This window comes from Actinomadura harenae, assembly GCF_003696215.1.
Taxonomy (GTDB): Bacteria; Actinomycetota; Actinomycetes; order Streptosporangiales; family Streptosporangiaceae; genus Spirillospora; species Spirillospora harenae.
The window spans coordinates 1-25718 of record NZ_RFFG01000019.1 but is presented as its reverse complement, the minus strand read 5'-3'; the positions used below and the strand labels follow the sequence as shown (position 1 = coordinate 25718).

7 protein-coding genes are annotated in these 25718 nt (G+C 74.2%); all 7 read right to left on the bottom strand.

What is annotated here, in order from left to right; translation table 11 throughout:
• Positions 1-50: 50 nt before the first annotated feature.
• Positions 51-794 (bottom strand): thioesterase II family protein, encoded by a 744-nt coding sequence (locus EBO15_RS13085; RefSeq protein WP_122194636.1) that lies wholly within the window; start codon positions 792-794, stop codon positions 51-53.
• Positions 791-1426, bottom strand: coding sequence for a GNAT family N-acetyltransferase (locus EBO15_RS13080; RefSeq protein WP_233616155.1), 636 nt, complete (start codon positions 1424-1426; stop codon positions 791-793). The genes EBO15_RS13085 and EBO15_RS13080 overlap by 4 nt, the downstream gene beginning before the upstream one ends.
• A complete protein-coding gene (locus EBO15_RS13075) occupies positions 1419-1628 on the bottom strand; it encodes an MbtH family protein (RefSeq protein WP_122194635.1) in 210 nt (69 codons plus the stop codon). Before EBO15_RS13075 ends, EBO15_RS13080 begins: the two co-directional genes overlap by 8 nt.
• The gene (locus tag EBO15_RS13070; RefSeq protein ID WP_122194634.1) at positions 1625-5593 is read right to left on the bottom strand and encodes a non-ribosomal peptide synthetase; all 3969 of its coding nucleotides are present in this window, start codon (positions 5591-5593) and stop codon (positions 1625-1627) included. The genes EBO15_RS13075 and EBO15_RS13070 overlap by 4 nt, the downstream gene beginning before the upstream one ends.
• Complete coding sequence (locus EBO15_RS13065; RefSeq protein WP_122194633.1) at positions 5590-13251, bottom strand: non-ribosomal peptide synthetase; 7662 nt, start codon at positions 13249-13251, stop codon at positions 5590-5592. The genes EBO15_RS13070 and EBO15_RS13065 overlap by 4 nt, the downstream gene beginning before the upstream one ends.
• Positions 13248-24224 (bottom strand): non-ribosomal peptide synthetase, encoded by a 10977-nt coding sequence (locus EBO15_RS13060; RefSeq protein ID WP_122194632.1) that lies wholly within the window; start codon positions 24222-24224, stop codon positions 13248-13250. Before EBO15_RS13060 ends, EBO15_RS13065 begins: the two co-directional genes overlap by 4 nt.
• A gap of 455 nt (positions 24225-24679) precedes the next feature.
• The coding region (locus tag EBO15_RS13055) for an AMP-binding protein (RefSeq protein ID WP_122194631.1) at positions 24680-25718 on the bottom strand (1039 nt) is incomplete at its 5' end.

Below are 25718 nucleotides of genomic sequence, written 5' to 3'. Positions count from 1 at the left end.
CGGGGTCCCCCGGCCGGACGGTCCGACCGTCCGGCCGGGGGCTTCCGGGGTCAGTGCCCCGACGTGGGGACCTGGAGCCGTCCCAGCACCTCGCGGATCACGGCGTCCCGCTGGTCCTGCAGGTAGAAGTGGCCGCCGGGCAGCACCTTCAGGGCGAAGTCCGCGGACGTCGCGTCGCGCCACCGTCCGGCCTGCTCCACCGACACGTCCCTGTCCCCGTCGCCGACGAGCGCGGTGACCGGGACGTCCAGCCGGGGCCCGTCCTCCGGCGCGTACGACTCGACGATCCCGAAGTCGTTCCGCACGTACGGCAGGACGAGTTCGCGCAGCTCGGGGTCCTTGAGCGCGGCGGTGTCCGTGCCGCCGAGCGCGTCCAGCTCGGCCACCACCCCGTCGTCGTCCATCCGGGAGATGAGGCGCCGCTCGCCCCAGTCGTGCGGGGCCCGCGCGCCGGACGCGAACAGGTGCGCCACGGGCAGGTCGCGTTCCCGCATGATCCGGGCGGTCTCGTAGGCGACCACCGATCCCATGCTGTGCCCGAACAGGACCGCCGGACGGTCCGCGTGCTGCGCGATCGCCCCGGCGATGAGCCGCGCGAGGGCGCGCGCGTCCGGGACGAGCGCCTCCCGCATCCGGTCCGCGCGTCCGGGGTACTGGACGGCGTGCACCTCGACGGCCGGGCCGACGGCCTCGGCCCAGCTGCGGAAGAACACCGCCGACCCGCCCGCGTGCGGGAAGCAGAACATCCGCAGCGGGGCCCAGGGCCGCGCGACCGTGCACCGGAACCAGGTCATAGGACGAGATCCTCGACTTCCTCGTGGACGGGGCGGGTCGTTCGGGGGTCGGTCGGGAGGGGCCAGGGGGCCAGGCTGGGGTCCGGGACGCGCTTGGGCGAGGTGGACTCGGCGGCGACGGTGAAGCCGCGGCGGCGGTAGTTGCCGATCGCGTTGGGGTGGTCGAGGGAGCTGGTGCGCAGCCAGACGCGGGTGGCCGGGCCCGCGAGGTCGGCCCACAGGCCGCCGCGCTGCCAGGCGCGGCGGGTGCACTGCTCGACGAGGTAGCCGCCGTAGCGGCGGCCGACGAACGCCGGGGTGAGGCCGACGAGGTGGATCTCGGTGTCGCCGCCGGGCTGCGCCTCGATCTCGAAGTAGCCGGCGAGGGTGCCCTCGGCCATGGCGATCCAGGTGGACAGCTCGGGGCGGTCGACCCAGCGCGTCCAGTCGGCGTGCGTCCAGGTGAACCGGTCGGTCCAGCAGACGCGGGCGCCGACCGCCGCGTAGAGCGCGCGGTTGACGTCCGGGGACGGCACCCGCGCGAGGCTGAAGGTCATCTCGACGGACGGGAGCGGCGCGGGACGGAGGTCGGCGGGGTCGCGCATCTCCATCGTCCACTCGGTGACCGCCGGGATCTCGACCGGGTCAGCCACCCATGGCCTCCACCAGGCCGGCCGGGCGCATGTCGGTCCAGTGCGTCTCGACGTACTCGGCGCACGCGGCCCGGGTGTCGGCGGTCTTGGCGACCGTCCAGCCTGCGGGGACCTCGGCGAACGACGGCCAGAGCGAGTACTGGCCCGCGTCGTTGCGCAGCACGAGGAACGTGCCGTCGGGGTCCTCGAACGGGTTGGTCATCGGGCGGTCCTTCCGGCCTGGGGGTTTGTCAGATTAGCGTGTTGTTTGTCCAGCTCGGTGGCCAGCACCGGCCCCATCACCGCGACCGGTCCGGGCTCCATCAGGGCGTGGTGCTCGGCGTCCACGGGATGCTCGGCGACGCGTCCGGTCATGACGGCGCCCCAGTGCTCGGCGGGCACGGGGGCGCCGGCGGGGCGGTTCCGCAGCGCGGTGAAGTAGAGCAGGTCCCCGCGGTAGGCGCCGGGCACGTAGGTCTCGGCCTGCCGGATGCCCGCCTGGTAGGCGCGGAACACCCGGACGAGGTCGCCCGAGTCCAGGGTCGACAGGCCGTCGCCGCGCGCGGCGAGCCGCTCCATGATCTTCGGGACGTCGGGCTCGCCACCCGGGGCGACCTCGGCGGGGTCCATGCCGATCGCGCCGAGCACCTCGGGCAGGACGTCGCGTTCGGCGGAACCGAGGTCCTGCCCGTGGTAGGAGTCGATCAGCGCGAGCAGCCCGACCTCCTCGCCCTCGGCCTGGAGCAGGCAGGCCATCTCGTAGGCGATGAGCCCGCCGAGCGACCAGCCCGCGAGGTGGTAGGGGCCGTGCGGCCGGACGGTCCGGATCAGATCGACGTAGTCGGCGGCCATCGAGGCGACGTCGGCGGCCGGTTCCGCGCCGGTGAACACGCGCGACTGGAGCCCGTAGACGGGCTGGTCGGCGGGAAGGTGAGCCTGGAACTGCAGGTAGCCCCAGGCCAGGCCGCCCGCCGGGTGGACGAAGAACAGCGGCGGGCGCGTCCCGGTGTCGCGGATCCGCAGCAGCGGCTCGAGGCCGAGGTCGGCGTCGGCGTCGGTCCGCCGGACGAGCCGCTCCACGGTCTGGTGGGTGAACACGTCGCGCGGGGTCAGCTCGACGCCCGCCTGCGCGGCCCGGCCGGCCAGCCGGAGCGCGGTGACGCTGTCGCCGCCGAGGTCGAAGAACGACACGTCCGCGCCGACCTCGTCCAGGCCGAGGACCTCGGCGAACACCGCGCAGAGGACCTCCTCCCCGGGGTTCTCGGGGGCGCGTCCGGCGGCGGCCGCGGCGAGGTCCGGGACGGGCAGCGCCCGCCGGTCGACCTTGCCGGTCGGGCCGAGCGGCAGGGCGTCGAGCCCGACGATCGCGGACGGCACCATGTACTCGGGCAGCCGCCGGGCGAGCGCAGCGCGCAGCGCCGCCGTGTCGAGGACGGACCCGGCGGACGGAACGGCGTAGGCGACCAGCCGCGTCACGGCGGCGTCCCGGTGGACGAGGACGGCGGCGTGCGCGACGCCGTCCAGCGCGGCCAGGGCGGCCTCGATCTCGCCCAGCTCGATCCGGAAGCCGCGGATCTTCACCTGGAAGTCGGCGCGGTCGACGTACTCGAGGGCGCCGTCCTCGCGGCGGCGCATCAGGTCGCCCGTGCGGTACATGCGGGTGCCGGGCGGGCCGAACGGGTCGGCGACCCAGCGTTCGGCGGTCAGCGCGGGCCGGTTCAGGTAGCCGCGCCCGACGCCGGATCCGGCGATGTACGCCTCACCCGTGACGCCGGCCGGGACGGGACGCAGCGCCTCGTCCAGGACGTACACCCGCATATCGGCCATCGGACGGCCCAGGACGGGCGTGGTCTCGGACGGGTCCGCGAGGGCCGTCCGCATGTCGGCGTCGGTGGCGTAGGTGGTGGCCTCGGTCGGGCCGTAGACGTGGCCGAGCCGGGTGTCCGGGCAGGCCGCGAGGACCTTCCGCATGGCAACCGCCGAGCCGGACTCACCGCCGGTCAGGACCTCGCGCAGCCCGGCGAACGCCTCGGGCCGCTCCTCGGCGACCAGGTTGAACAGGGCGGTCGTGAGGAACAGGCCGGTGAGCCCGCCGTCCACGACGAGGCGTTCGATCTCGGCGGCGTCGACGCGTCCGGGCGGGGCGATCACGGCGGTGCCGCCCGCGAGCAGCGGAACCCACAGCTCGTAGGTGGACGCGTCGAACGCGTGCGGCGAGTGGACGAGCACCCGGTCGTGCGCGCCGTCCCGCAGGGCCGGGTCGGTGGCGAGGTCGACGACGTTCCGGTGGGTGAGCATCGCGCCCTTGGGCAGCCCGGTCGAACCGGACGTGAACATGACGTAGGCGAGCTGCTCGGGGTGGACATCCGTCCCGGGGTCGGTGTCGTCGGCGGCCGTCTCGACTTCGTCGATGACGATGATGTCGGCGTCGAGGTCGAGGCCGGCGACGCGATGGTGCGTGGTCCGGTCGACGAGGAGGACGGGTGCCTCGACCTCGGCGACGGCCCACCGGACGCGTTCCTGCGGGTAGCCGTGGTGGATCGGCGCGTACGCTCCGCCCGCCTTGAGGATGCCGAGGGTCGCGACGACGACGTCCGGTGACCGTTCGAGGAGCATCGCGACGCGGGTCTCCCGCTCGACGCCTCGCGCGCGCAGGAGGTGGGCGAGCCGGTTGGCGCGCTTGTTCAGCTCGCCATAGGTGAGACTTCCGTCGGGCGTGCGGAGGGCTTCCCGGCCGGGGTCCACGTCGGCGACGGCCGCGAAACGCGCGGTGATCGTCTCCGGAACGCGTCCGGCCGTCTCGCCCTGCCAGTCCTCGATGAGCCGTCGGCGTTCGTCGTCGGAGAGCACGTCGACGTGGGCCAGCGGGACGTCCGGTTCGTGCGCGATCGCGTGGAGGACGCGTTCCAGCCGGTCCATGATCCGCTCGGCCTGGGCGGCGGTGAACAGGTCGGTGCGGTGGTCGAGCCGCAGCAACAGCCGCTCCCCCGGGACGGCGGCGAGGGCCAGGGGGTAGTGGGACGCGTCGTAGCCGCCGACGTCGCGCATCGTCAGCCCGCCGAGGTCGGCTCCGGCGGCCTCGGGGTCGAACGGGTAGTTCTCCAGGACGGTCATCGTGTCGAAGAGGGTGCCGACGCCGGAGATCCGCTGGATGTCGGTCAGGCCGACGTGGTGGTGCGGCAGCAGGTCGGCCTGCCGTCCCTGGAGGCCGGTGAGCGCCTGGGCGACCGTGTCCCCCGGGCGCGCCGTGACGCGGACGGGGAGCGTGTTGATGAACAGGCCGATCATCTGCTCGACGCCCGGCAGCTCGGGCGGACGGCCCGACACGGCCGCGCCGAATGTGACGTCGCGGCGTCCGGTGAGCCGTCCGAGCAGGACGCCCCACGCCAGCTGGAGGACGGTGTTGAGCGTGACGTTGTGCGCGCGCGCCCGGTCGGTCAGCGCGCGCGTCAGCCCGGCGTCCAGTTCGCGGCGGACGCGTCCGGGTTCGGCGTCGGCGGGCGGCTCGGGCGCGCCCGGCGCGACGAGCGTCGGCTCGTCGACTCCCGCCAGCGCGTCGCGCCAGGCGGTCTCGGCGGCCTCGCGGTCCTGCTGCGCGAGCCAGGCCAGGTAGTTCTTGTACGGGGTGACGCGCGGCAGGCCGCTGTCGTCGCCCCTGGTCAGGTACAGCGCGAACAGCTCGGTCTGGAGGATCGGGGTGGACCAGCCGTCCAGCAGGATGTGGTGGTTCGTGAAGACCAGGCGGTGCCGGTCGTCCGCCATCCGGAGCAGGACGAACCGGACCAGCGGCGGCTTGGCCAGGTCGAACGGGCGCGCGCGCTCGCGGTCCGCGACACGCGCCGCCTCGGCCTCGGCGTCCGGGTGCGCGGAGAGGTCGATCTCCTCCCACGGCGTCCGCACCTCGCGGACGATCACCTGGACGGGCGTGCCCTCCTTGCGCTGCCGGAACGCCGCCCGCAGGTTCGCGTGCCGCCGCAGCAGCGCCGCGGCGGCGGCCTTCAGCGCGGCGGTGTCGAGCGGCCCTCGCAGTTCGACCACGGCCTGCGCGGTGTACACGTCGGCGGACGCCCCCGCGTAGCGCGCGTGGAAGAACAGGCCCTGCTGGAGCGGCGACAGCGGCCAGACGTCCTGGAGCTGCGACGGCTTCCTCGGCTCCGCCTTGCGGGGGGTCTCAGCGGCGGTGGTCAATCGAGCTCCCAGTCGGACAGGTCGTCGAATTCGGCGGCGAGCTCGTCGATCTCGTCCTGGTCGATCTCGACGAGGGCCAGGTCGGACGGGGTGAACCCGCCGCCCGCGCCCTCGGTCACATGGACGACCAGGCCGCGCAGCGCGGCGGTCCAGGCGCCGGCCAGCGCGCGGATCCGGTCCTCCTCGAACAGGCCGCCCGCGTACGTCCAGGTCGCGGACAGGACCGGCCCGGACGGCAGGTCGCGGGTGTGCGCGTTGACCTCGACCGCGTGGACGAGGCCGAGCGCGCCGTCCTGGCCCCCGGCGAGCGCGGCGTCGTCGGCCGGGCCCGCGGGCGACCAGTCGGCGTCCTCGGCGGCGGGCGTGCGGCCGAGGTAGTTGAAGGCGATCTGCGGGGTGCGGCGCGACGCGTCCGGGGCGGTGAGGAGACCGTGGCCGATGCCGTTGTCCGGGACGCGGCGCAGCTGCTCCTTGACCTTCTTCAGCGCGGTCCCCGCGGCCTCGCCGCCGGTCTCGACCTCGGTTCGGGCGACGTCGCCCGCGTCGAGCGCGACGGGGAAGACCGAGGTGAACCAGCCGACCGTCCGGGACAGGTCGACGCCCGGCACGATCTCCTCGCGTCCGTGTCCTTCGAGGTCGACGAGGACGGCCGTGCCCGGGGCGCCGCGCCAGCCGGCGACGGCGACGGCGAGCGCGGTGAGCAGCACGTCGTTGACCCGGGCGTGGAACGCGGCGGGCACGTCGGTGAGCAGCGGCCCGGTCACGTCGGCGGGCAGCTCGACGGTGAGGTGGCGGGCGGTGCCGAACGTGTCGGCGGCCGGGTCGAGCGCGCGGGACGCCAGCGCCGGGTCCGGCGTGTCCTCGATCTCCCGCCAGAGGGACGCCTCGGCGGCGCGCTCCGGGTCCGCGGCCTCGGCGGTGAGCTTCTGCGCCCAGCGCCGGAAGGAGGTCGGGACGGGTTCGAGTTCGGCGCCGGCCCAGGCCGCGACGAGGTCCGGCAGGACGATACGCCAGGACACGCCGTCCACGACCAGGTGGTGGGCCGTGACGAGGAGGCGTCCGCGCCGGCCGGGCCCGGCGTCGAACCAGACGGCCTGGACCATGACGCCGTCCGCGGGGACGAGCCTGCGGCGCGCGTTCAGGGACTCCTGTCCGAGGACCTTCCTGAGCGCGGCGTCGTCCAGCCCCGCGACGTCCACGCGCAGGAGCAGCCGCGACGCGTCGACGGACCCGGGTTCGGGCACCTCGAAGCCGCCGTCCGGGGTGCTCCGGAGGCGGAGCATGTCGTGGTGGTCGAGGACGCGCTGGAGCGCCGCCGCCAGCCGGTCGACGCCGAGGCCGGGCGGGGTGACCAGGAGCATCCGCTGGCTGTAGTCGCCGGTCGGGCCGTTCAGCCCGCCGAACCACCGCATGATCGGCGTCGCCGGGATCGGCCCGAGCGCCGCGCCGGGCGCTTCGAGCTCGGCCTGCTCGGCTTCTCCGGCCGGTCGGGCGACGGCGGCCAGCTCCGCGACGGTCTGGAACTGGAAGACGTCGCGGGGGGAGATCACGAGCCCTTGCTGGCGGGCGCGGGAGACGAGCTGGATCGCGATGATCGAGTCGCCGCCCAAGTCGAAGAACCCGTCGTCGATCCCGGCCTTCTCCAGGCCGAGCACCTCCGCGTACAGCCCGGCGAGGGTCTCCTCCTCGGACGTCCGGGGCGCGCGGGAATCGGCCCTGGCCTGGAAGTCCGGTGCGGGGAGCGCCTTGCGGTCGAGCTTCCCGTTGGAGGTCAGCGGCAGGACGTCGAGCGTGACGACGGTCGCGGGGACCATGTGGGTCGGCAGCGTCTCACCGACGAATCGCCGCAGGTCGGACGCATCGAGCTCGGTTCCGGGCGTGGCCGGGACGGCGTAGGCGATCAGCCTCTCGTCACGAAGCACGACCGCCGCGTCCGCGACGGTCTCGTGGCGGGCGAGCGCGGACTCGATCTCGCCCGGCTCGATCCGGAAGCCACGGAGCTGAACCTGCTGGTCGGAACGCCCGAGGTATTCGAGGGTGCCGTCCTTACGCCAGCGCCCCAGGTCACCCGTGCGGTACATGCGCTCGCCGGACGCCCCGAACGGGTCCGCCACGAACCGGTCAGCGGTCAGGGCGGGCCGGTTGAGGTAGCCGCGAGCGAGTCCCGCGCCCGCGACGTACATCTCGCCGACCACACCGGCCGGGACGGGCTGGAGTCGCTCGTCCAGCACGGAAACGCGCAGGTCAGGGATACCGACGCCGATGACGCTGCCCGAGGCTGTCGCGGCGTAGGCCCGATCGAGCGCCACGTAGGAGACGTGAACGGTCGTCTCGGTGATGCCGTACATGTTGACCAGCGTCGGAGCGTCATCGGCGTGACGGCTGTACCAGCCATCGAGGCGTCCGAGTTCGAGGGCTTCGCCACCGAAGATGACATAACGCAAGGACAGATCCGTGCCCGGGTTCTCCCGGTCGGCGGCCATGAGCTGGTAGAACGCCGACGGCGTCTGATTCAGGACCGTGACCCGCTCCGCCGCCAGGAGCTTCAGGAACTCCTCAGGCGAACGCGACGTCAGGAACGGGACGACCACGAGACGGCCGCCGTTCAGCAGCGGGCCCCACAGCTCCCACACGGAGAAGTCGAACGCGTAAGAGTGGAACAGCGTCCAGACATCGTCCGGGCCGAAGGAGAACCACTGCTCGGTCGAGCGGAGCAGACGCACGACGTTCTGATGCGGGACGACGACGCCCTTCGGACGACCCGTCGAACCCGACGTGTAGATCACGTATGCCGCGGCGTCCGGCGAGATCTCGACGCCGAGGTTCTCGGAGGAGTACGTGGCGTCCACGTCGACGCTGGTCACGGTGAGGACGGGAGCGGCGTCCCCGATCATGTGGGCGATGCGGTCGGCGGGGTAGTCCGGGTCGATCGGGACGTACGCGGCGCCGGTCTTCAGGACAGCGAGGACCCCGATGACCAGGTCGGCCGACCGGGGCAGTTCCAAGGCGACGAAGGTCCCCGGGCCCGCGCCCTGCGCGGCCAGGTGACGGGCGAGACGATTCGCGGACGCGTTGACCTCCGCATACGTCCACGAACGCCCCTCGAACGACACCGCCACCGCCGACGGACGCAGCACCACCTGCGCCTCGAACAACGCCGGAATCGTCGTCCGCTCGACCACCGGGGCCGAGCCGCCCGCCCAGGTGCGGAGCAGGGTGCGGCGCTCCGCTCGGGTGAGGATCTCGGCGGTGGAGACCGGCTCGTCCGGGGCGTCCACGACCTCGCGGAGGAACCGCTCGAAACGGGCGGCGAGTCCGGTGGCGGTGTCCGCGTCGAACAGGTCGAGCGCGTACTCCAGCCCCGCCGATATCCCGGCCGGGGAACCGGAGTCGTCGGCGCGTTCTTGCAGGTAAAGCGAGAGGTCGTACTTGGCGGTGCCGTGCGGGAGGTCCACCGGGCCGCCGGTGAGCCCGTCGAGTTCGAGGGTGGCCTCGGGGTTGTTCTGGAACGACAGGGCGACCTGGAAGAGCGGGTGCCGGGCCATGGAGCGCGCCGGGTTCAGCACCTCCACGAGGCGCTCGAACGGGACGTCCTGGTGGGCGTACGCGGCGAGGTCGGCCTCGCGCACGCGCGCGATGAGTTCCCGGAAGGACGGGTTCCCTGACGTATCGGTGCGCAGTACGAGCATGTTGACGAACATGCCGACGAGGTCGTCCAGGGCCTCATCGGTACGGCCCGCGATGGGCGAACCGATCGGGATGTCCGTCCCGGCGCCCAGGCGCGTCAGCAGCGCGGCGAACGCGGCCTGCATGACCATGAACAGGCTCGCGCCGGATTCGCGGGCGATTCCGAGCAGCGCGGCGTGAAGTCCGGCGTCGAGGTCGAACGTGAACGTGCCGCCCCGGTAGGACGCCTCCGCCGGACGCGGACGGTCGGCGGGAAGCGCGAGTTCGTCCGGGAGGCCGTCGAGCGCGGACGTCCAGTAGGCGATCTGCTCGGAGACCAGCGACGACGGGTCGTCCTCGGAGCCGAGCAGGGAGCGCTGCCAGAGCGTGTAGTCGGCGTACTGCACCGGCAGCGGGGCCCAGGCCGGCGCGTCCCCGGCGACCCGGGCCACGTACGCGGTCAGGACGTCGCGCGCGAGCGGCGCCATCGACCAGCCGTCGCCCGCGATGTGGTGCATGACCAGCAGGATCACGTGCTCGTCGGCGGCGAGCCGGAACAGGGCGGCGCGCAGCGGCGGCTCGGCCGACAGGTCGAAGCCCTGCCCGGCGAGGGACGCGACCGCGAGCGGCAGGGCGTCCGCGCCGGTCTCGGTGACCGGCAGGCGGGGGCGGGCGGCGGACGGGTCCAGGACGAGCTGGCGGGGCGTGCCCGAGACGTCCGGGAAGATCGTGCGCAGGGACTCGTGCCGGGCGACGACGTCGGCGAGCGCGGCCTCCAGCGCGGACGGGTCGAGCGGGCCGTTCAGCCGCAGCGCGACGGGCAGGTTGAACGTCGCGGACGGCCCGTCGAAGCGGTTGAGGAACCAGAGGCGCTGCTGCGCGTGCGACAGCGGCAGGACGCCCGGACGGGCGGCGGGGACGAGCGCGGGACGCGTCGCGCCGGCGGCCGAGGCGAGCCGCGCCGACAGCCCGGCGACGGTCGGGGCCTCGAACAGCGCCCGGACGGGCAGTTCGACGTCGAGCGCCGACCGGACGCGGCTGACCAGGCGGGTCGCGGTGAGCGAGTCGCCGCCGAGCTCGAAGAACCCGTCGTCCACGCCGATCCGGGCGACGCCGAGGACCTCGGCGAACAGCCCGCAGAGGATCTCCTCCTGCGGCGAGCGCGGCGCGCGACCGGCCCCGGGGGCGGCCGCGTCGGGTTCGGGCAGGGCGCGCTTGTCGACCTTGCCGTTGACGGTCAGCGGGAGCACGTCGAGGACGGTCACGGACGGCACCATGTGGTCCGGCAGGTGCGCGGCGGCGTGGCGGCGGAGGGCGGCGGGGTCCACGGTCGCGGGCACGACGTACGCGGCGAGGCGCTTCTCGCCGCGGGCGTCCTCGCGGACGGTCACGACGGCCTGGCCGACGCCGTCGAAGCGGGCCAGCACGTTCTCGATCTCGCCGGGTTCCACGCGGAACCCGCGGATCTTCACCTGGTCGTCGGCGCGGCCGAGGAACTCCAGGGTGCCGCCGGTGGTCCAGCGGGCGAGGTCGCCGGTCCGGTACATGCGCGCGCCGGGTTCGGTGGAGAAGGGGTCGGCGACGAAACGCTCGGCGGTGAGGGCCGCGCGGCCGAGGTAGCCGCGCGCGACCTGGACGCCCGCGAGGTACAGCTCGCCCGGGACGCCGACGGGGGCGGGCTGGAGCGCGGCGTCGAGCACGTGGGCGCGCGCGCCAGGGTGCGGGCCGCCGACGGTGGGGCGGGCGGCGTCCGCGACGACGACGCTCATGGTGTCGATGGTCGCCTCGGTCGGCCCGTAGAAGTTCCGGACGGTCACGCCGTCGAGGGCGCGCAGGTCGTCCCAGAGGGCGTCGCCGATCGCCTCGCCGCCGATGAGCAGCTGCGTCAGCCGGTGCTCATCGGAGGTGAGCAGCCCGGCCTCGCGCAGGGCCTGGAAGTGGGAGGGCGTCGTGTTGACCAGGTCGATCCGCCGGGACGCGATGTGGGCCGCGAACGCCTCCACGTCGCGCCGGACGGCGTCGCCGATCAGGTGCAGCTCGTGGCCGTGGATCATCCACAGCAGGCCCATCCAGGACGTGTCGAACGAGAACGACGCGAGGTGCGCGAACCGCAGCCGCCGTCCGCCGGTCTCGGCCTCCACGGGTTCGAAGAACCGGACGCGGTGCGCGTCGTAGTAGTTCAGCAGGCCCTCGTGCGGGACGACGACGCCCTTGGGGCGGCCGGTCGAACCGGAGGTGTAGATGACGTAGGCGGCGTTCGCCGGGGAGACCGGCCGTCCGGGGTCGGTCGACGGGCGGTCGGCGGTGAACGCCTCGTGCGCGCGCGTGAGGGTGAGGATCGGGTCCGCGTCGTCCAGCATGGAGGCGATGCGGTCGTCGGGGTATTCGGGGTCGACCGGGACGTACGCGGCGCCCGCCTTCAGGACACCGAGGATCGCGATGATGATCTCGGGCGTCCGGGGCAGGACGAGCGCGACGCGGTCCTCCGGGCCGACACCGCGGGCGATCAGCTCGTGCGCGAGGCGGTTCGCGCGGGCGTTCAGCTCCGCGTAGGTGAGGGTCTCCCCTTCGCTGACCAGGGCGGTCGCGTCCGGGGTGCGGGCGGCACGGGCCTCGAAGAGGTCGACGACCGTGCCGGGGCGCGGCGTCACGGCCGTGTCGTTCCAGGCGGCGAACCGGGCCAGCTCGTCGTCCCCGGCGGGGGCGAGCGCGCCGATCGGGCGGTCCGGGTCGTCCGCGAACTGCTCCAGGACGCGCCGGACGCGCCCGAGCAGCGCCTCCGCGACCTCCCCTGAGTACACGTCGGGACGGTGGTGCAGGCGCAGCTCCATGCGGTCCGGGCCGGGCGCGGCGACGAGCGACAGCGGGAAGTGCGTCGCGTCGTAGGAGTCCGCGCCGGTGATCCGGACGCCGTTCAGCGACCCGTCCATGCTCGCCGGGTCGAACGGGTAGTTCTCCAGCACCGTCATGGTGTCGAAGAGCGCGCCGCCGTGCCCGGCCGCGCGCTGGAGGTCGGTGAGGCCGAGGTGATGGTGCGGGAGCAGCTCGGTCTGCTCCTCCTGGAGCCGCTCGACGAGCGCGCCGAACGGCTCGTCCTGGCGGAACCGGACGCGCACGGGCAGCGTGTTGATGAACAGGCCGATCATCTGCTCGACGCCCGGAAGGTCCGCCGGGCGGCCCGAGACGGTCGCGCCGAACGCCACGTCGTCGCGTCCGAGCAGGCGGCCGAGGACGACACCCCACGCGGCCTGGAGGACGGTGTTGAGCGTGGCGTCATGGCGGCGCGCGACCCGCGTCAGCCGCCGCGTGAAGCGCTCCTCCAGCTCGGTGACGGCGCGGCCGGGCGGGACGGGCCGGAGCCCGGCCGCCTCGGGCGCGACGAGGCACGGCTCGTCCAGGCCGGACAGGGCCTTCTGCCAGGCGACCTCGGCGGCGCCGCGGTCCTGCTTCGCGAGCCAGGCCAGGTGGTTCTTGTACGGGGTGACGCGCGGGAACCCGGCGTCGTCGCCGCCCTGCGTGTACAGCAGGAACAGCTCGGTCGCGAGGACGGGCGTGGACCAGCCGTCCAGCAGGATGTGGTGGTTCGTCAGGATCAGCCGGTGCCGCTCCGGACCGCGCCGCACCAGGACGAACCGCAGCAGCGGCGGCTCGGTCAGCGCGAACGGCCGCAGCCGCTCACGGGCGACGACCGCGTCCGCCTCCGCGTCGTCCGCCGCGTCCGTCTCCTCCCACGGCAGGGCGACCGAGCGCGGGATCACCTGGACGGGCTTGGACAGGTCCTCGTGCCAGAACGCGGCCCGCAGGTTCGCGTGGCGGCGCAGCAGCGCCTCCGCGGACCGGCGCAGCGCGGCCGCGTCGAGCGGACCGTCCAGGTCGAGGACGAGCTGCGCCGTGTACACGTCGGCGGCGGCGTCGTCGAAGACGGCGTGGAAGAAGAACCCCTGCTGCAGCGGTGACAGCGGCAGGATGTCCTCGAGGTCCCCCCGGTTCACTGCCTGTTCCTCCACGCGTCCTGCAGCCTGTCGATCTCGTTCTGGTCCAGCTCCACCAGCAGGTCGGACGCGGTGAACCCGCCCGCCTCGCCGGACGCCGCGTGCGCGACCAGGCCGCGCAGCGCCGCGAACCACGCGGTCGCGAGGTCACGGACGTCGTCCTCGGCGAGCAGGCCGTCCGGGAACGACCACACGGCGGTCAGCTCCGGCCCGGACGGCAGGTCGCGGGTCACGGCGTTGACCTCCAGGACGTGCGCCACCGGCATCCGCGGGTCCTCCCCGGCGGGCAGCTCCTCGGGCGCGATCTCCCAGTCGCCGTCGCCGCCCGCGCCGACCCGGCCCAGGTAGTTGAACGCGATCTGCGCGGCCGGAACCCCGGCGAGTTCGGCGGCCGCGTCCGCGTCGCCGCCGTGGCGCAGCAGGCCGTAGCCGAGTCCGCTGCCGCCGGGGACCGCGCGGAGCTGCTCCTTCACCCTCTTCAGCGCCGTCCCGACGACCGGCCCGCCGCGTTCGATCTCGGCCCAGTCGGTGGTGCCCGGGTCGAGCCGGACGGGGTGGATCGCGGTGAACCAGCCCGCCGTCCGGGACAGGTCGACGCCCGGGACGACGTCCTCGCGCCCGTGCCCTTCGAGGTCGATGAGGACGCCGCCGGTCGTGCGCCCGCCGCGTCCCTTGCGCCAGTGCGTCACGGCGAGCGCGAGGCCGGTCAGCAGGACGTCGTTCACGCGCCCGTGGTAGGCGGCCGGGACGTCGCTGAGCAGCGGCTTCGTCACGTCGGCGGGCAGCGTGAGCCGGACCGACGCGACGCGCGCGGCGATGTCGACGCGCGGGTCGAGCGGGCGGTCCGCGAGATCCTGTTTCGGGCCGTCGACGATGTCGAGCCAGTCGTCCAGGTCGCCGGTCACGGCCTTGTCGGACGCCGCGCCGGTGAGCTTCTGCGCCCAGCGCCGGAAGGAGGTCGGGACGGGTTCGAGTTCGGCGCCGGCCCAGGCCGCGACGAGGTCGGGCAGGACGATACGCCAGGTCACGCCGTCCACGACCAGGTGGTGCAGGACCACCAGGAGCCGTCCGCGCTCCTGTCCCGCGTCCAGCCAGACGACCCGCGCGACCTCGCCGCGCACCGGGTCGAGGGCGGCGCGGGCGGCCGTCACCTGGTCGGCGACGACCTGCCGCAGCTTGTCGGCGGACAGGCCCGCGACGTCCACGCGGGACACCAGGCCGTCCGCCGGGACGCTCCCGGCGTCCCGGACGACCGGACGCCACTCGCCGCCGTCCACGTCGAGCGTGAGGCGGAGCATGTCGTGGTGGTCCAGGACGCGCCCGACCGCGCGGGTGAGCCCGGCGAGGTCGAGACCGGGCGGCGTGATCAGCAGGGTGGCCTGGTGGAACCCGGCGATCAGCCCGGCGTCGCCGCCGACCCGCTCGCGCAGCCACCCGACGACCGGCGTCACCGGGACCGGCCCGGTGCCCGTCCCGGGCTCCTCGATCTCGACCCGCTCGTCCTCGCCCGCCGCCTGGGCGACGGCGGCCAGCTCCGCGACGGTCTGGTGCTGGAAGACGTCGCGGGGGGAGATCACGAGGCCGTGCTGGCGGGCGCGGGAGACGAGCTGGATCGCGATGATCGAGTCGCCGCCGAGGTCGAAGAACCCGTCGTCGATGCCGACATCCGCCAGGTTGAGGACCTCGGCGTACAGCCCGGCGAGGGTCTCCTCCTCCGGTGTCCGGGGAGCGCGGGAGCCGGCCCTGGCCTGGAAGTCGGGCGCGGGGAGCGCCTTGCGGTCCAGCTTCCCGTTGACGGTCAGCGGGAGCGCGTCGAGCGTGACGACGCCCGCCGGGACCATGTGGTCGGGAAGCGTCGAGTTCACGAATCGCCGCAGGTCAGAGGCGTCGAGCTCGGTGCCGGGCGTGGAGGGGACGGCGTAGGCGATCAGTTTGTCGTCGCGGAGGACCACGGCCGCGTCGGCCACGGTCTCGTGACGGACGAGGGCGGACTCGATCTCACCCGGCTCGATCCGGAAACCACGCAGCTGAACCTGCTGGTCGGAACGCCCGAGGTATTCGAGCCGACCATCGGCCAGCCAGCGGCCGAGGTCGCCCGTCCGGTACATGCGCGCACCCGGCCTGCCGCCGAACGGATCGGCCACGAACCGCTCGGCGGTCAGACCCGGCCGGTTCAGGTAGCCGTGGGCAAGCCCCGCCCCCGCGACGTACAACTCACCGACCACACCCGCCGCAACGGGCTGAAGCCGCTCGTCCAGCACGTAGACGCGCAGGTCAGGGATCCCGACACCGATGATGCTGCCCGGCGCGGTCGCCGCATACGCCCGGTCGAGCGCGACATACGAGACATGGACCGTCGTCTCGGTGATCCCGTACATGTTGACCAGCGTCGGAGCGTCATCGGCGTGACGGCTGTACCAGTCGTCCAAACGCCCGAGCTCAAGCGCCTCACCACCGAAAACGACGTACCGGAGCGCAAGGTCGATGCCCGGGTTCTCCCGGTCGGCGGCCATGAGCTGGTAGAACGCCGACGGCGTCTGGTTCAGAACCGTGACCCGCTCCGCCGACAGAAGCTTCAAGAACTCCTCAGGCGAACGCGACGTCAGGAACGGGACCACCACAAGACGGCCGCCGTTCAGCAGCGGACCCCACAACTCCCACACGGAGAAGTCGAACGCGTAAGAGTGGAACAGCGTCCAGACGTCATCCGGGCCGAAGGAGAACCAGGGGTCCGTGGAACGCAGCAGGCGGACCACGTTCTGGTGCGGGACGACGACGCCCTTCGGACGCCCCGTCGACCCGGACGTGTAGATGACATACGCCGGGTCGTCCGGGGAGACCTCGACGTCGAGGTTCTCGGAGGAGTGGTCGTCGTCGCACTCGATGTCCGTCAGGGTCAGGACGGGTGCGGCGTCCTCGGTCATGAAGGCGATGCGGTCGGCCGGGTAGTCCGGGTCCATCGGGACGTACGCGGCGCCCGTCTTCAGCACGGCCAGGACCGCGATCACCATGTCGGCCGAGCGCGGGAGCAGCAGTCCGACGTTCCGCCCCGGTCCGACGCCCTGCGCGGCCAGGTGACGGGCGAGACGGTTCGCGGACGCGTTGACCTCCGCATACGTCCACGAACGCCCCTCGAACGACACCGCCACCGCCGACGGACGTAGCACCACCTGCGCCTCGAACAACGCCGGAATCGTCGTCCGCTCGACCACCGGGGCCGAGCCGCCCGACCAGTCGTCCAGGATCGTGCGGCGTTCGGCCGGGTCGAGCACGTCGATCTCGCCGACGCGCGCGTCCGGCGCGGCGAGGACGGCGGTGAGGAGCCGTTCGAAGCGGGCGGCGAGGCCGGCGGCGGTCGCCGGGTCGTAGAGGTCGAGGGCGAACTCCAGCTCGCCGTCCAGTCCGGCCGGGGAGCCGTCCGCTCCGGTGCGTTCGGTCAGCACCATGAGCAGGTCGAACCGGGCGACCCCGGCGTCGAGCGTCTCGGGTTCGGCGCTGAAGCCGGGCACGTCGAGCCGGGCCTCCGGGTTGTTCTGGAAGGTCAGGCCGACCTGGAACAGCGGATGGCGGCCGAGGTGGCGCGGCGGGTTCAGGACCTCGACGAGCCGCTCGAAGGGGACGTCCTGGTGGGCGTACGCGGCGAGGTCGGTCTCGCGGACGCGGGCGACCAGCTCGCGGAACGTCGGGTTCCCGGACGTGTCGGTCCGGAAGACGAGCATGTTGACGAACATGCCGACGAGGTCGTCCAGGGCCTCATCGGTACGACCCGCGATGGGCGAACCGATCGGGACGTCCGTCCCGGCGCCCAGACGCGTCAGCAACGCGGCGAACGCGGCCTGGGCGACCATGAACGGGCTCGCGCCGGTTTCGCGGGCCACCGCGAGGAGGGCCTCGTGCGTGGCGGGCGACAGCGTGAAGCGGGCCGTGCCACCCCGGTAGGACGCCTCCGCCGGACGCGGACGGTCGACGGGAAGCGCCAGCTCCTCCGGAAGCCCGTCCAGCGCGGACGTCCAGTAGGCGATCTGCTCGGAGACCAGCGACGACGGGTCGTCCTCGGAGCCGAGAAGCTCCCGCGTCCAGAGCGTGTAGTCGGCGTACTGCACGGGCAGCGGCGTCCACGTGGGCGCGTCACCGGAGACCCGCGCCATGTACGCGGTCAGGACGTCGCGCGCGAGCGGCGCCATCGACCAGCCGTCGCCCGCGATGTGGTGCATCAGCAGCAGCACCACGTGCTCGTCGGCGGCGAGCCGGAACAGGGACGCCCGCAGCGGCGGCTCGGCGGAGACGTCGAAGGCGTGCCCGGCGGCCATGGCCAGCCGCAGCGGCAGCTCGGCCTCGGTCGTCTCGGCGACGAGCAGTTCGGGCGCGGCGTCCTCCGGGGAGAGGACGCGCTGGTGCGGGACGCCGTCGACGTCGGGCAGGACGGTCCGCAGCGACTCGTGCCGGGCGGAGACGTCGGCGATCGCGGCGCGCAGCGCCGGCTCGTCGAGCGCGCCGCGGATCCGCAGCGCGACCGGCATGTTGTACGTCGCGGACGGCCCCTCGAACCGGTTCAGGAACCACAGCCGCCGCTGCCCGTGGGAGAGCGGCACGGCCGCGGGCCGCTCGCGGCGGGCGAGGACGGGCCGGGCGGGCTCCACGCCGGACAGCACGGCGATCCGGGCGGCGAGCGCCGCGACGGCCGGGGCCTCGAACAGCGCCCGGACGGGCAGCTCGACGCCGAGGGCCCGCCGCACCCGGCTGACGACGCGCATCGCGACCAGCGAGTCGCCGCCGAGATCGAAGAAGTCGTCGTCGATCCCGGCGCGGTCCACGCCGAGGAGCTCGGCGTAGATCGCGGCGACGGCGGTCTCGCGCTCGTCGCGCGGCGCGCGGTACTCGCGCAGCGGGACGGTCAGCACGGGCCTGGGCAGCGCCTTGGTGTCGACCTTGCCGTTCGGGGTGAGCGGCAGCTCGTCCATGATCACCACGGCGGTGGGGACCATCTGCTCGGGCAGGTGCTCGCGGACGTGCGCGCGCAGCTCCTCCGGGTCGAGGATCGCGCCGGGCGCGGCCACGACGTAGGCGACGAGCTTCTTGACGGGCGCGGCGGCCGAGCGGGACGCGGCGGCGAGCGCCGGGGACGGTCCCTGCGCGGCGAGGGCCGCGAACGCCGCGCGCAGCGGGCCCGCGTCGTCACCGGTCAGGTCGAGCTCCGCGACCGGCGCGTCCGGCGTCCCGGTCAGCATCCGGACGAACGCGACGAGCCCCCGGACGAGCCGGTCGGCGGTCGCGCGGTCGAGGACGTCGGTGCGGTAGCCGAGCCGGAGCTGGAGCTCGGCGCCCGGGACGGCGTCCAGCGTGAGCGGGTAGTGCGTGGAGTCGAGCAGGTCGGCGCCCGCGAGGCGGGTCCCGTCGCCGATCTCGGCGCCGAGCAGCGACGCGTCGAGCGGGTAGTTCTCGAACACCGTCATGGTGTCGAAGAGCGCGGGCAGTCCGGCGAGTCTGTGCAGGTCACCGAGCCCGTGGTGGTGGAAGGGGATCAGTTCGGCCTGCTCGGCCTGGAGCCGCGTGAGGAGTCCGGCCGCCGATTCGGCGGCGTCCAGGCGGACGCGGACGGGCAGCGTGTTGATGAACAGGCCGACCATCCGCTCGACGCCCGGCAGGTCCATCGGGCGGCCCGACACGGTCGCGCCGAACACCACGTCGTCGCGTCCGAGCAGGCGGGCGAGCAGCAGGCCCCAGGCGGCCTGGACGACGGTGTTCGCGGTGACGCCCAGGCGGCGGGCGGTCGCCCCGACGGCGTCCGAGAGTTCGGGACCGAGCGGGACGCGGATCTTCTCGGGCAGCCCGGGGGGCGCGTCCGGGGCTCCGGGCGCGACGAGCGTCCCGGCGGGCAGCCCGGCGAGGGCCGCGCCCCAGGCTGCTTCGGCCTCGGCCCGGTCCTGCCGGGACAGCCAGCCGAGGTGGTCCCGGTAGTCGGGGGCGCGCGGCGGGAGCTGGCCGGTGTACAGGGCGAGCAGCTCGCCGGCCAGGGACGGCATCGACCAGCCGTCCAGGACGATGTGGTGGAAGGTGAGCAGCAGCCGGTACCGGCGCTCCCCCACCCTGACCAGCAGGAACCGCAGGAACGGCGGCCGGGTGAGGTCAAACCGGCGGGTCCGCTCGGCCGTCATCAGCGCGGGCAGCGCGTCCTCGTCCGCGAGGATCTCATGCCACAGCTCGTCGCAGGGCGGCGCCCCGAGGACGACCTGGACGGGGTCCCCGGAGACGGTCTGGGTGAACGCGGTCCGCAGCGACGGGTGCCGCGCGGTCAGCTCGAACGCGGCGTCGCGCAGTCCCGCCGCGTCCAGGTCGCCGTCGAAGTCGAGGACGAGCTGGCCGGTGTAGACGTCGGTCGCGGACGCGCCGAGCAGCGCGTGGAAGTACAGGCCCTGCTGGAGCGGCGCGAGCGGCCAGACGTCGGTGAGGTCGGGGAAGGTCCGGTCGAGGTCGGTGACGTCGGCGCGGTCCAGGGCGACGAGCGGGAAGTCGGACGGGGTGTGCCCGGCGTCCCCGGCGGCGGCGAGGTCGCGGAGGGCGGTGAACCAGGCGGCCGCGAGCTCGCGGACGTCGGCCTCGGTGAGCACGCCGTCCGCCCAGGTCCAGGTGACCGACAGCGCGCCGAACGCGGCGGGGACGATGGCGTCGATGGCCAGGGCGTGGCCGAGCGGCATCGCGTCGTCGGCGCCGCCCGCCACCGACGAGACGCTCCAGTCGCCGTCGCCGGTCTCCATCCGGCCGAGGTAGTTGAAGACGATCTCCGGGACGGGCAGCGCGGCGAGCTCGGCCCCGGCGCCGGGGTCCAGGTGGCGGAGCAGGCCGTAGCCGATGCCGTTGTCCGGGATCGCGCGCAGCCGCTCCTTGGTCTCGCGCAGGTCGGCGGCCGCGTCGAGCCGCACCGGGTACTTGCTGGTGAACCAGCCGACCGTGCGGGACAGGTCGACGCCGGGGAACAGGTCCTCGCGGCCGTGGCCCTCCAGGTCGACCAGGACGGGGCTGGCGTCGCCGCGCCAGGCGGCGACGGCGCGGGCGAGCCCGGTGAGCAGCACGTCGGTCGGGCGGCCGTGGATCGCGGCGGGCACGGTCGTCAGGACGGCGCGGGTGGTCGCCGCGTCCAGCTCGACGGTGAGGGAGCGCGCGGTGCCGTGGGTGTCGCGGGCGGGGTCGAGCGGGCGGGCGCCGAGCGGGACGTCCGGGCCGCCGAGGATGCCGCGCCACAGGGGCAGCTCGCCGGTGCGGGCGGAGGCCTCGGCGGTGAGGCGGCGGGCCCAGTCGCGGAACGGCGTCCCGATGGGGTCGAGGTCCGCCCCTGCCCAGGCGGCGACGAGGTCGGGCAGCAGGATGCGCCAGGACACGCCGTCCACGACCAGGTGGTGGACGACGACGAGGAGCCGTCCGGGGTCGTCCCCGGCGTCCAGCCAGACCAGCTGGACGTTCACGCCGGACGCCGGGTCGAGCCGGTCGCGGGCGGCGGTCAGCTCGGTCGCGGCGGTCTCGTCCGGGTCACGGCCCTCGACGTCGACGCGGAGGACGAGGCCGGCGGGGTCGGGTCCGGTGGCCGGGATCTCCAGGGCTCCGCCGTCGCCGAGGGTCAGCCGCAGCGCGTCGTGCCGGGTGAGCAGGACGCCGAGGGCGCGCGTGAGGGCGTCGGCGCCGAGCCGGGGCGGGGTGCGCAGCAGGATGCTCTGGTGGAACCCGGAGACCGGGCCGCCGAGGTCCCGCAGCCAGTGGACGATCGGGGTCGCCGGGACGTCGCCGACCGGGTCGGCGGCCTCGGTCACCGCGGTGTCGGCGACGCCCGCGACGGCGGCGAGCTCCTCCACGGTCGGCCGCTGGAACACGTCGCGCGGGGACAGCGCGAGCCCGGCGGCGCGGGCCCGCGACACCAGCCGCATCGCGATGATCGAGTCGCCTCCGAGGTCGAAGAACCCGTCGTCCAGGCCGACCCGTTCCACCTCCAGGACCTCGGCGAACAGCGCGGCGAGGACGGCCTCGGCGTCGGTGCGCGGCGCCCGGAACGGGCGGTCGCCCGTGGCCGGGTCGGGCGCGGGCAGGGCGCGCACGTCGAGCTTGCCGCTGCCGGTGAGCGGCAGCGTCGGCAGCACCAGGACGGCGGACGGGACCATGTACTCGGGCAGCGCGCCCGTGAGGAACAGGCGCAGCCCGGCCGGGTCGGGCGCGGTCCCGGGCGCGGCGACGACGTAGGCGACCAGGCGCTTGACACCGGGCCGGTCCTCGCGGGCGACGACGGCGGCGTGCGCGACGTCCGGGTGCCGGGTCAGCGCGGCCTCGACCTCGCCCAGCTCGATCCGGAACCCGCGGATCTTGACCTGCTGGTCGACGCGGTCCAGGTACTCCAGGGTGTGCCGCTGGCCGCGCGCCGCCTCGTCCTCGCCTCCGGCGGGACGGAGCCGGACCAGGTCGCCGGTGCGGTACATGCGCTCGCCGGGCGGCCCGAACGGGCAGGCGACGAACGCGGCGGCGGTCAGCCCGGGCCGGTTCAGGTAGCCGCGCGCGACGCCCGCGCCCGCCACGTACAGCTCGCCGGGCACTCCGACGGGGACGGGACGCAGCGCCCGGTCCAGCACGTACAGGCGGGTGTCGTCGAGCGCCGAGCCGATCGGGACGGACGGGTCGTCCGCCGTGACCTGGCCGCGCGCCGAGTACAGCGTCGTGTAGGTGGTGGTCTCGGTCGGGCCGTAGGCGTTGCGGACGTCGGTGTCCGGGCAGGCGTCGAGGACGCGCGCGAGCGCGGCCGCCGAGGCCGCCTCGCCGCCCAGGTCGAGGACGCGCACCGGCGCGAACACGGTCGGCCGGTCGGCCGCGACCAGGTTGAACAGGGACGTCGTGGCGAACATGTGGGTGACGCCCGCGCCCTTGACCGCCTGTTCCAGGAGGTCGGCGTCGATCGGGCCGGGCGGGGCGACGACGACGGTCGCGCCCGCGAGCAGCGGCCGCCACAGCTCCAGCGTGGACGCGTCGAACGCGTGCGCCGAGTGCAGCAGCATCCGGTCGCCGGGCGCGAGGCGGGTGCGGGAGTCGGTGGCGAAGTCGACCACGGACCGGTGGTCGACGCCGACGCCCTTGGGCAGGCCGGTGGACCCGGAGGTGAAGATCCCGTACGCGAGCTGCTCCGGGTGGACCGGCGCGAAGGCGACCGCCGCCGCGTCGTGGGCCGCTTCGGGGGCCGGTTCGTCCACGACGAGGAGGGCGACCCCGCCCTGCGGCGCGTCGGCGAGCCAGGGGTTGCGCTCCAGCATCGCCCGGTCGGTGACCAGCACGGACGCGCCGACGTCGCGCATCAGCCAGGCGACCCGGTCCGCCGGGTAGGAGTGGTGGACCGGGACGTAGTGTCCCCCGGTCTTGAGGATCGCCAGGGACGTCACGACGATGTCGGGCGACCGCTCCAGCAGCGTCGCGACGGGCGTCTCGGGGCCGGCGCCCAGGGCGGCGAGGCGGTGGGCGAGCCGGTCGGCGCGGGCGTCCAGCTCGGCGTAGGTGAGGCGGAGCGCGCCGTCGGCGGTCTCCAGCGCGGGCGCGTCCGGCGTCGCGGCGACGTGCCGGGCGAACACCTCGGTGACGGTCGCGGCGGGACGTCCGGACTCGGCGCCGTTCCAGCGGGTCAGGACGTCGGCGCGCTCGTCGTCCGGCATGAGCGGCAGGTCCCCGACCCGGGTCGAGGGGTCGGCGGCGGCCAGCGCCCGCAGGAACCGGACGTGCCGCTCATGGTGCGCGGCGATCTCCTCGGCGGAGTACAGCGCGGGGTGGCCGTCCAGGTCGATGCGGGTGCCGCGGCCGTCCAGGCCGTCGTAGATGTTGAACGCGAGGTCCTCGGTGAGGCCGAGGGCGAGGGCGTGCGCGGTGGCAGGGGAGCCGCCGAAGTCCGCGCTGTAGTCGAACGGCATGATGTTGACGATCGCGCCGTACAGCCGCCGCCCGTCGGTGAGCAGGCCGAGGTCGCGGCGCAGGTCCTCGACGCGGTAGCGCTGGTGCCGCAGCGCGCGGACGGTCGCCCGGGACACCGCGCGGGTCAGTTCCTCGATGCTCAGGTCCGGGTCGACGGTGACCCGCAGCGGGACGATGTTGGACATCATCGTCGGGGTCTCGCGGGCCAGCTCGGTGGTGCGGCCGGTGACGGCGAGGCCGAGGACGACCTCCTCGGCGCCGGTGACGCGGGCCATGTAGGCGGCGGTCGCGGCGATCGCCATTCCGGGCGTGGCGGTGCGCAGGCGGCGGGCGGCGACGGCCAGCCCGGCGGAGTCCGGGGCCGCGAGCGTGGTGGAGGCCCGGACGAAGTCCATGGTCGGCGGCACGGTCCGCGCGGTGAACGTGACGACCTCGGGGAGGTCGGCGAACCGCTCGGTCCAGTAGGCGCGGTCCTTCGCGAACCGGTCGGACGCGCGGTACTCGGCCTCCTCGGCGAGCAGCGCCCGGAAGTCGCCGTGCTCCTGCGGCTCGTACTCGCCGCCCGCGGCGAGGCGGGTGTAGAGCTCGGCGACGCCCGCGTTGAACATCGCCCCGGCGAAGCCGTCGACGGCGATGTGGTGCGCGCGCAGGTACCAGCGGTGGTGTTCCGGGCCGAGGCGCAGGACCCGCATCGTGTAGAGGCGGTCGCCGTACATGTCCATGGGGGTGGCCATGTCGGCGCGGACCCAGGCGTCGGCGGCGGCGCGCGGGTCGGCTTCGCCCGAGAAGTCGAGCAGGGGGATGTGCGCGTCGGGGACGGCGCCGAGGCCCTGGTAGGGAACGCCGTCGCGTTCGACGAGCCGGATCTGGAGGCTCGGTACCTCGTGGTTGGCGATCGTCGCGATGCGGTCGAACAGTTCCGGCCTGAGCGGCCCCTCGATCTCGATGTACTGCGCGATGCAGATCGGCACTTCGGGGTAGAGCTGCTGGGCGTACCAGACGCTCCGCTGCGCGGCCGAAAGAGGGACGAACTCGGTGGGCGACATCAAGTGGAACTTTCCCGGTCGAAGGGGGTCGGCGCTCCCCGGGCGGCACGGGCGCACGCCCGTGCCGGGAAGCCACGCGAAATGCGAAAAGCCATGAACACGAAAACCGTCGGGTTGCGCCGTTCCCCTTTCTTCGAGCCCTTCATAAGGTCTCGCCCGGCCGCGCGCCCGGCCGTTGCGGGACACGCACGTCACCGGGGGTTCCCGGCCGCGTCTCGAGACGGGAGGCCGCTGCTTTCGCCCGATGCCGAGGTTCCCTCGACCCGCACCTCTACTGGGTAGTAGCGGGGCTCAGTTAACCAGCCCGCCACATGCCCCGCAATCCCCCCGAAAGTAGAACTTGACCTCAGCAATCACTAACGAAGGTGACAAATCCGCAGGCCTGAACGTCGGCTCCACGAGCGCCGGGAGGCGGGACGCGCGGACCGCCGCCCGATCACAGCGCGCCGGTCCGGTTACCGTGCGTGGTCGAACTCGTGGACCACGACGGCCGCCGCGCCGACCCCCGGATGCCGCTGCAGGACCGCCTCGATCTCGCCCAGTTCCATCCGCACACCGGCGATCTTGACCTGCCGGTCGACCCGGCCGAGGTACTGCAGGACGGGCCGGTCCTCGCCGCCGGCGCCCGCGGGCAGCAGCCGGACGGCGTCGCCGGTCCGGTAGAGGCGCCCGGTGGGCGAGTTCTCGAAGGGGTCGCGGAAGAACGCGGCGCGGGTGCGGTCGGGGTCGCCGAGGTAGCCGCGCCCGACGCAGATCCCGCCGACGAACAGCTCGCCGACCTCGTCGACGTCGCACGCCGCCCAGGAGCCGTCGTCGGTCGCGCGCAGCACGTACAGCCGCGAGTTCACGATCGGCGACCCGATCGGCAGCCGGAGGAGTTCCAGGTCAGGGGCCGTGACGGCGTGGTGGGTGACGTCGTCGGAGCACTCGGTCGGGCCGTAGGCGTTGAGCAGGCCGGCGTGCGGCATCGCCTCCAGCCAGCGCCGGGACAGCTCGGCGGGCAGTTCCTCGCCGGTCGCGATCATCCAGCGGAGGCCGCCGAGCGAGCCCGCGGGGGCGTCGGGCAGGTCGTCCAGCAGGTGCCGGACCATGGTCGGCACGAGCTCGACGACCGTGATGCCCCGCTCGTCCACGGCGCGGGCGAAGGCGACCTGGTCGTGCGCCACCCGGTCCGGGACGATCTCGGCCCGGCCGCCGAGCAGCAGCGGGCAGACCATCTGCCAGACCGAGATGTCGAAGCCGAGCGGCGAGGTCATCGCGAGCACGTCGTCCCCGGTCATGCCCAGGTCGACGATCTTGCCCCAGAGGTGGTTGACCATCCCCCGGTGCTCCACGACCGCCCCCTTGGGCCGGCCGGTGGACCCCGAGGTGAACAGGACGTACCGGGGCTGGTCGGGCGACTCCAGCCGCGGCTCCCCCCGCCACGGCGCGCAGTCCCGCGCCCCGCCCGCCGGGACGGTGCGGCAGCCCGCGGCCTCGGCGCCCTCGCGCAGC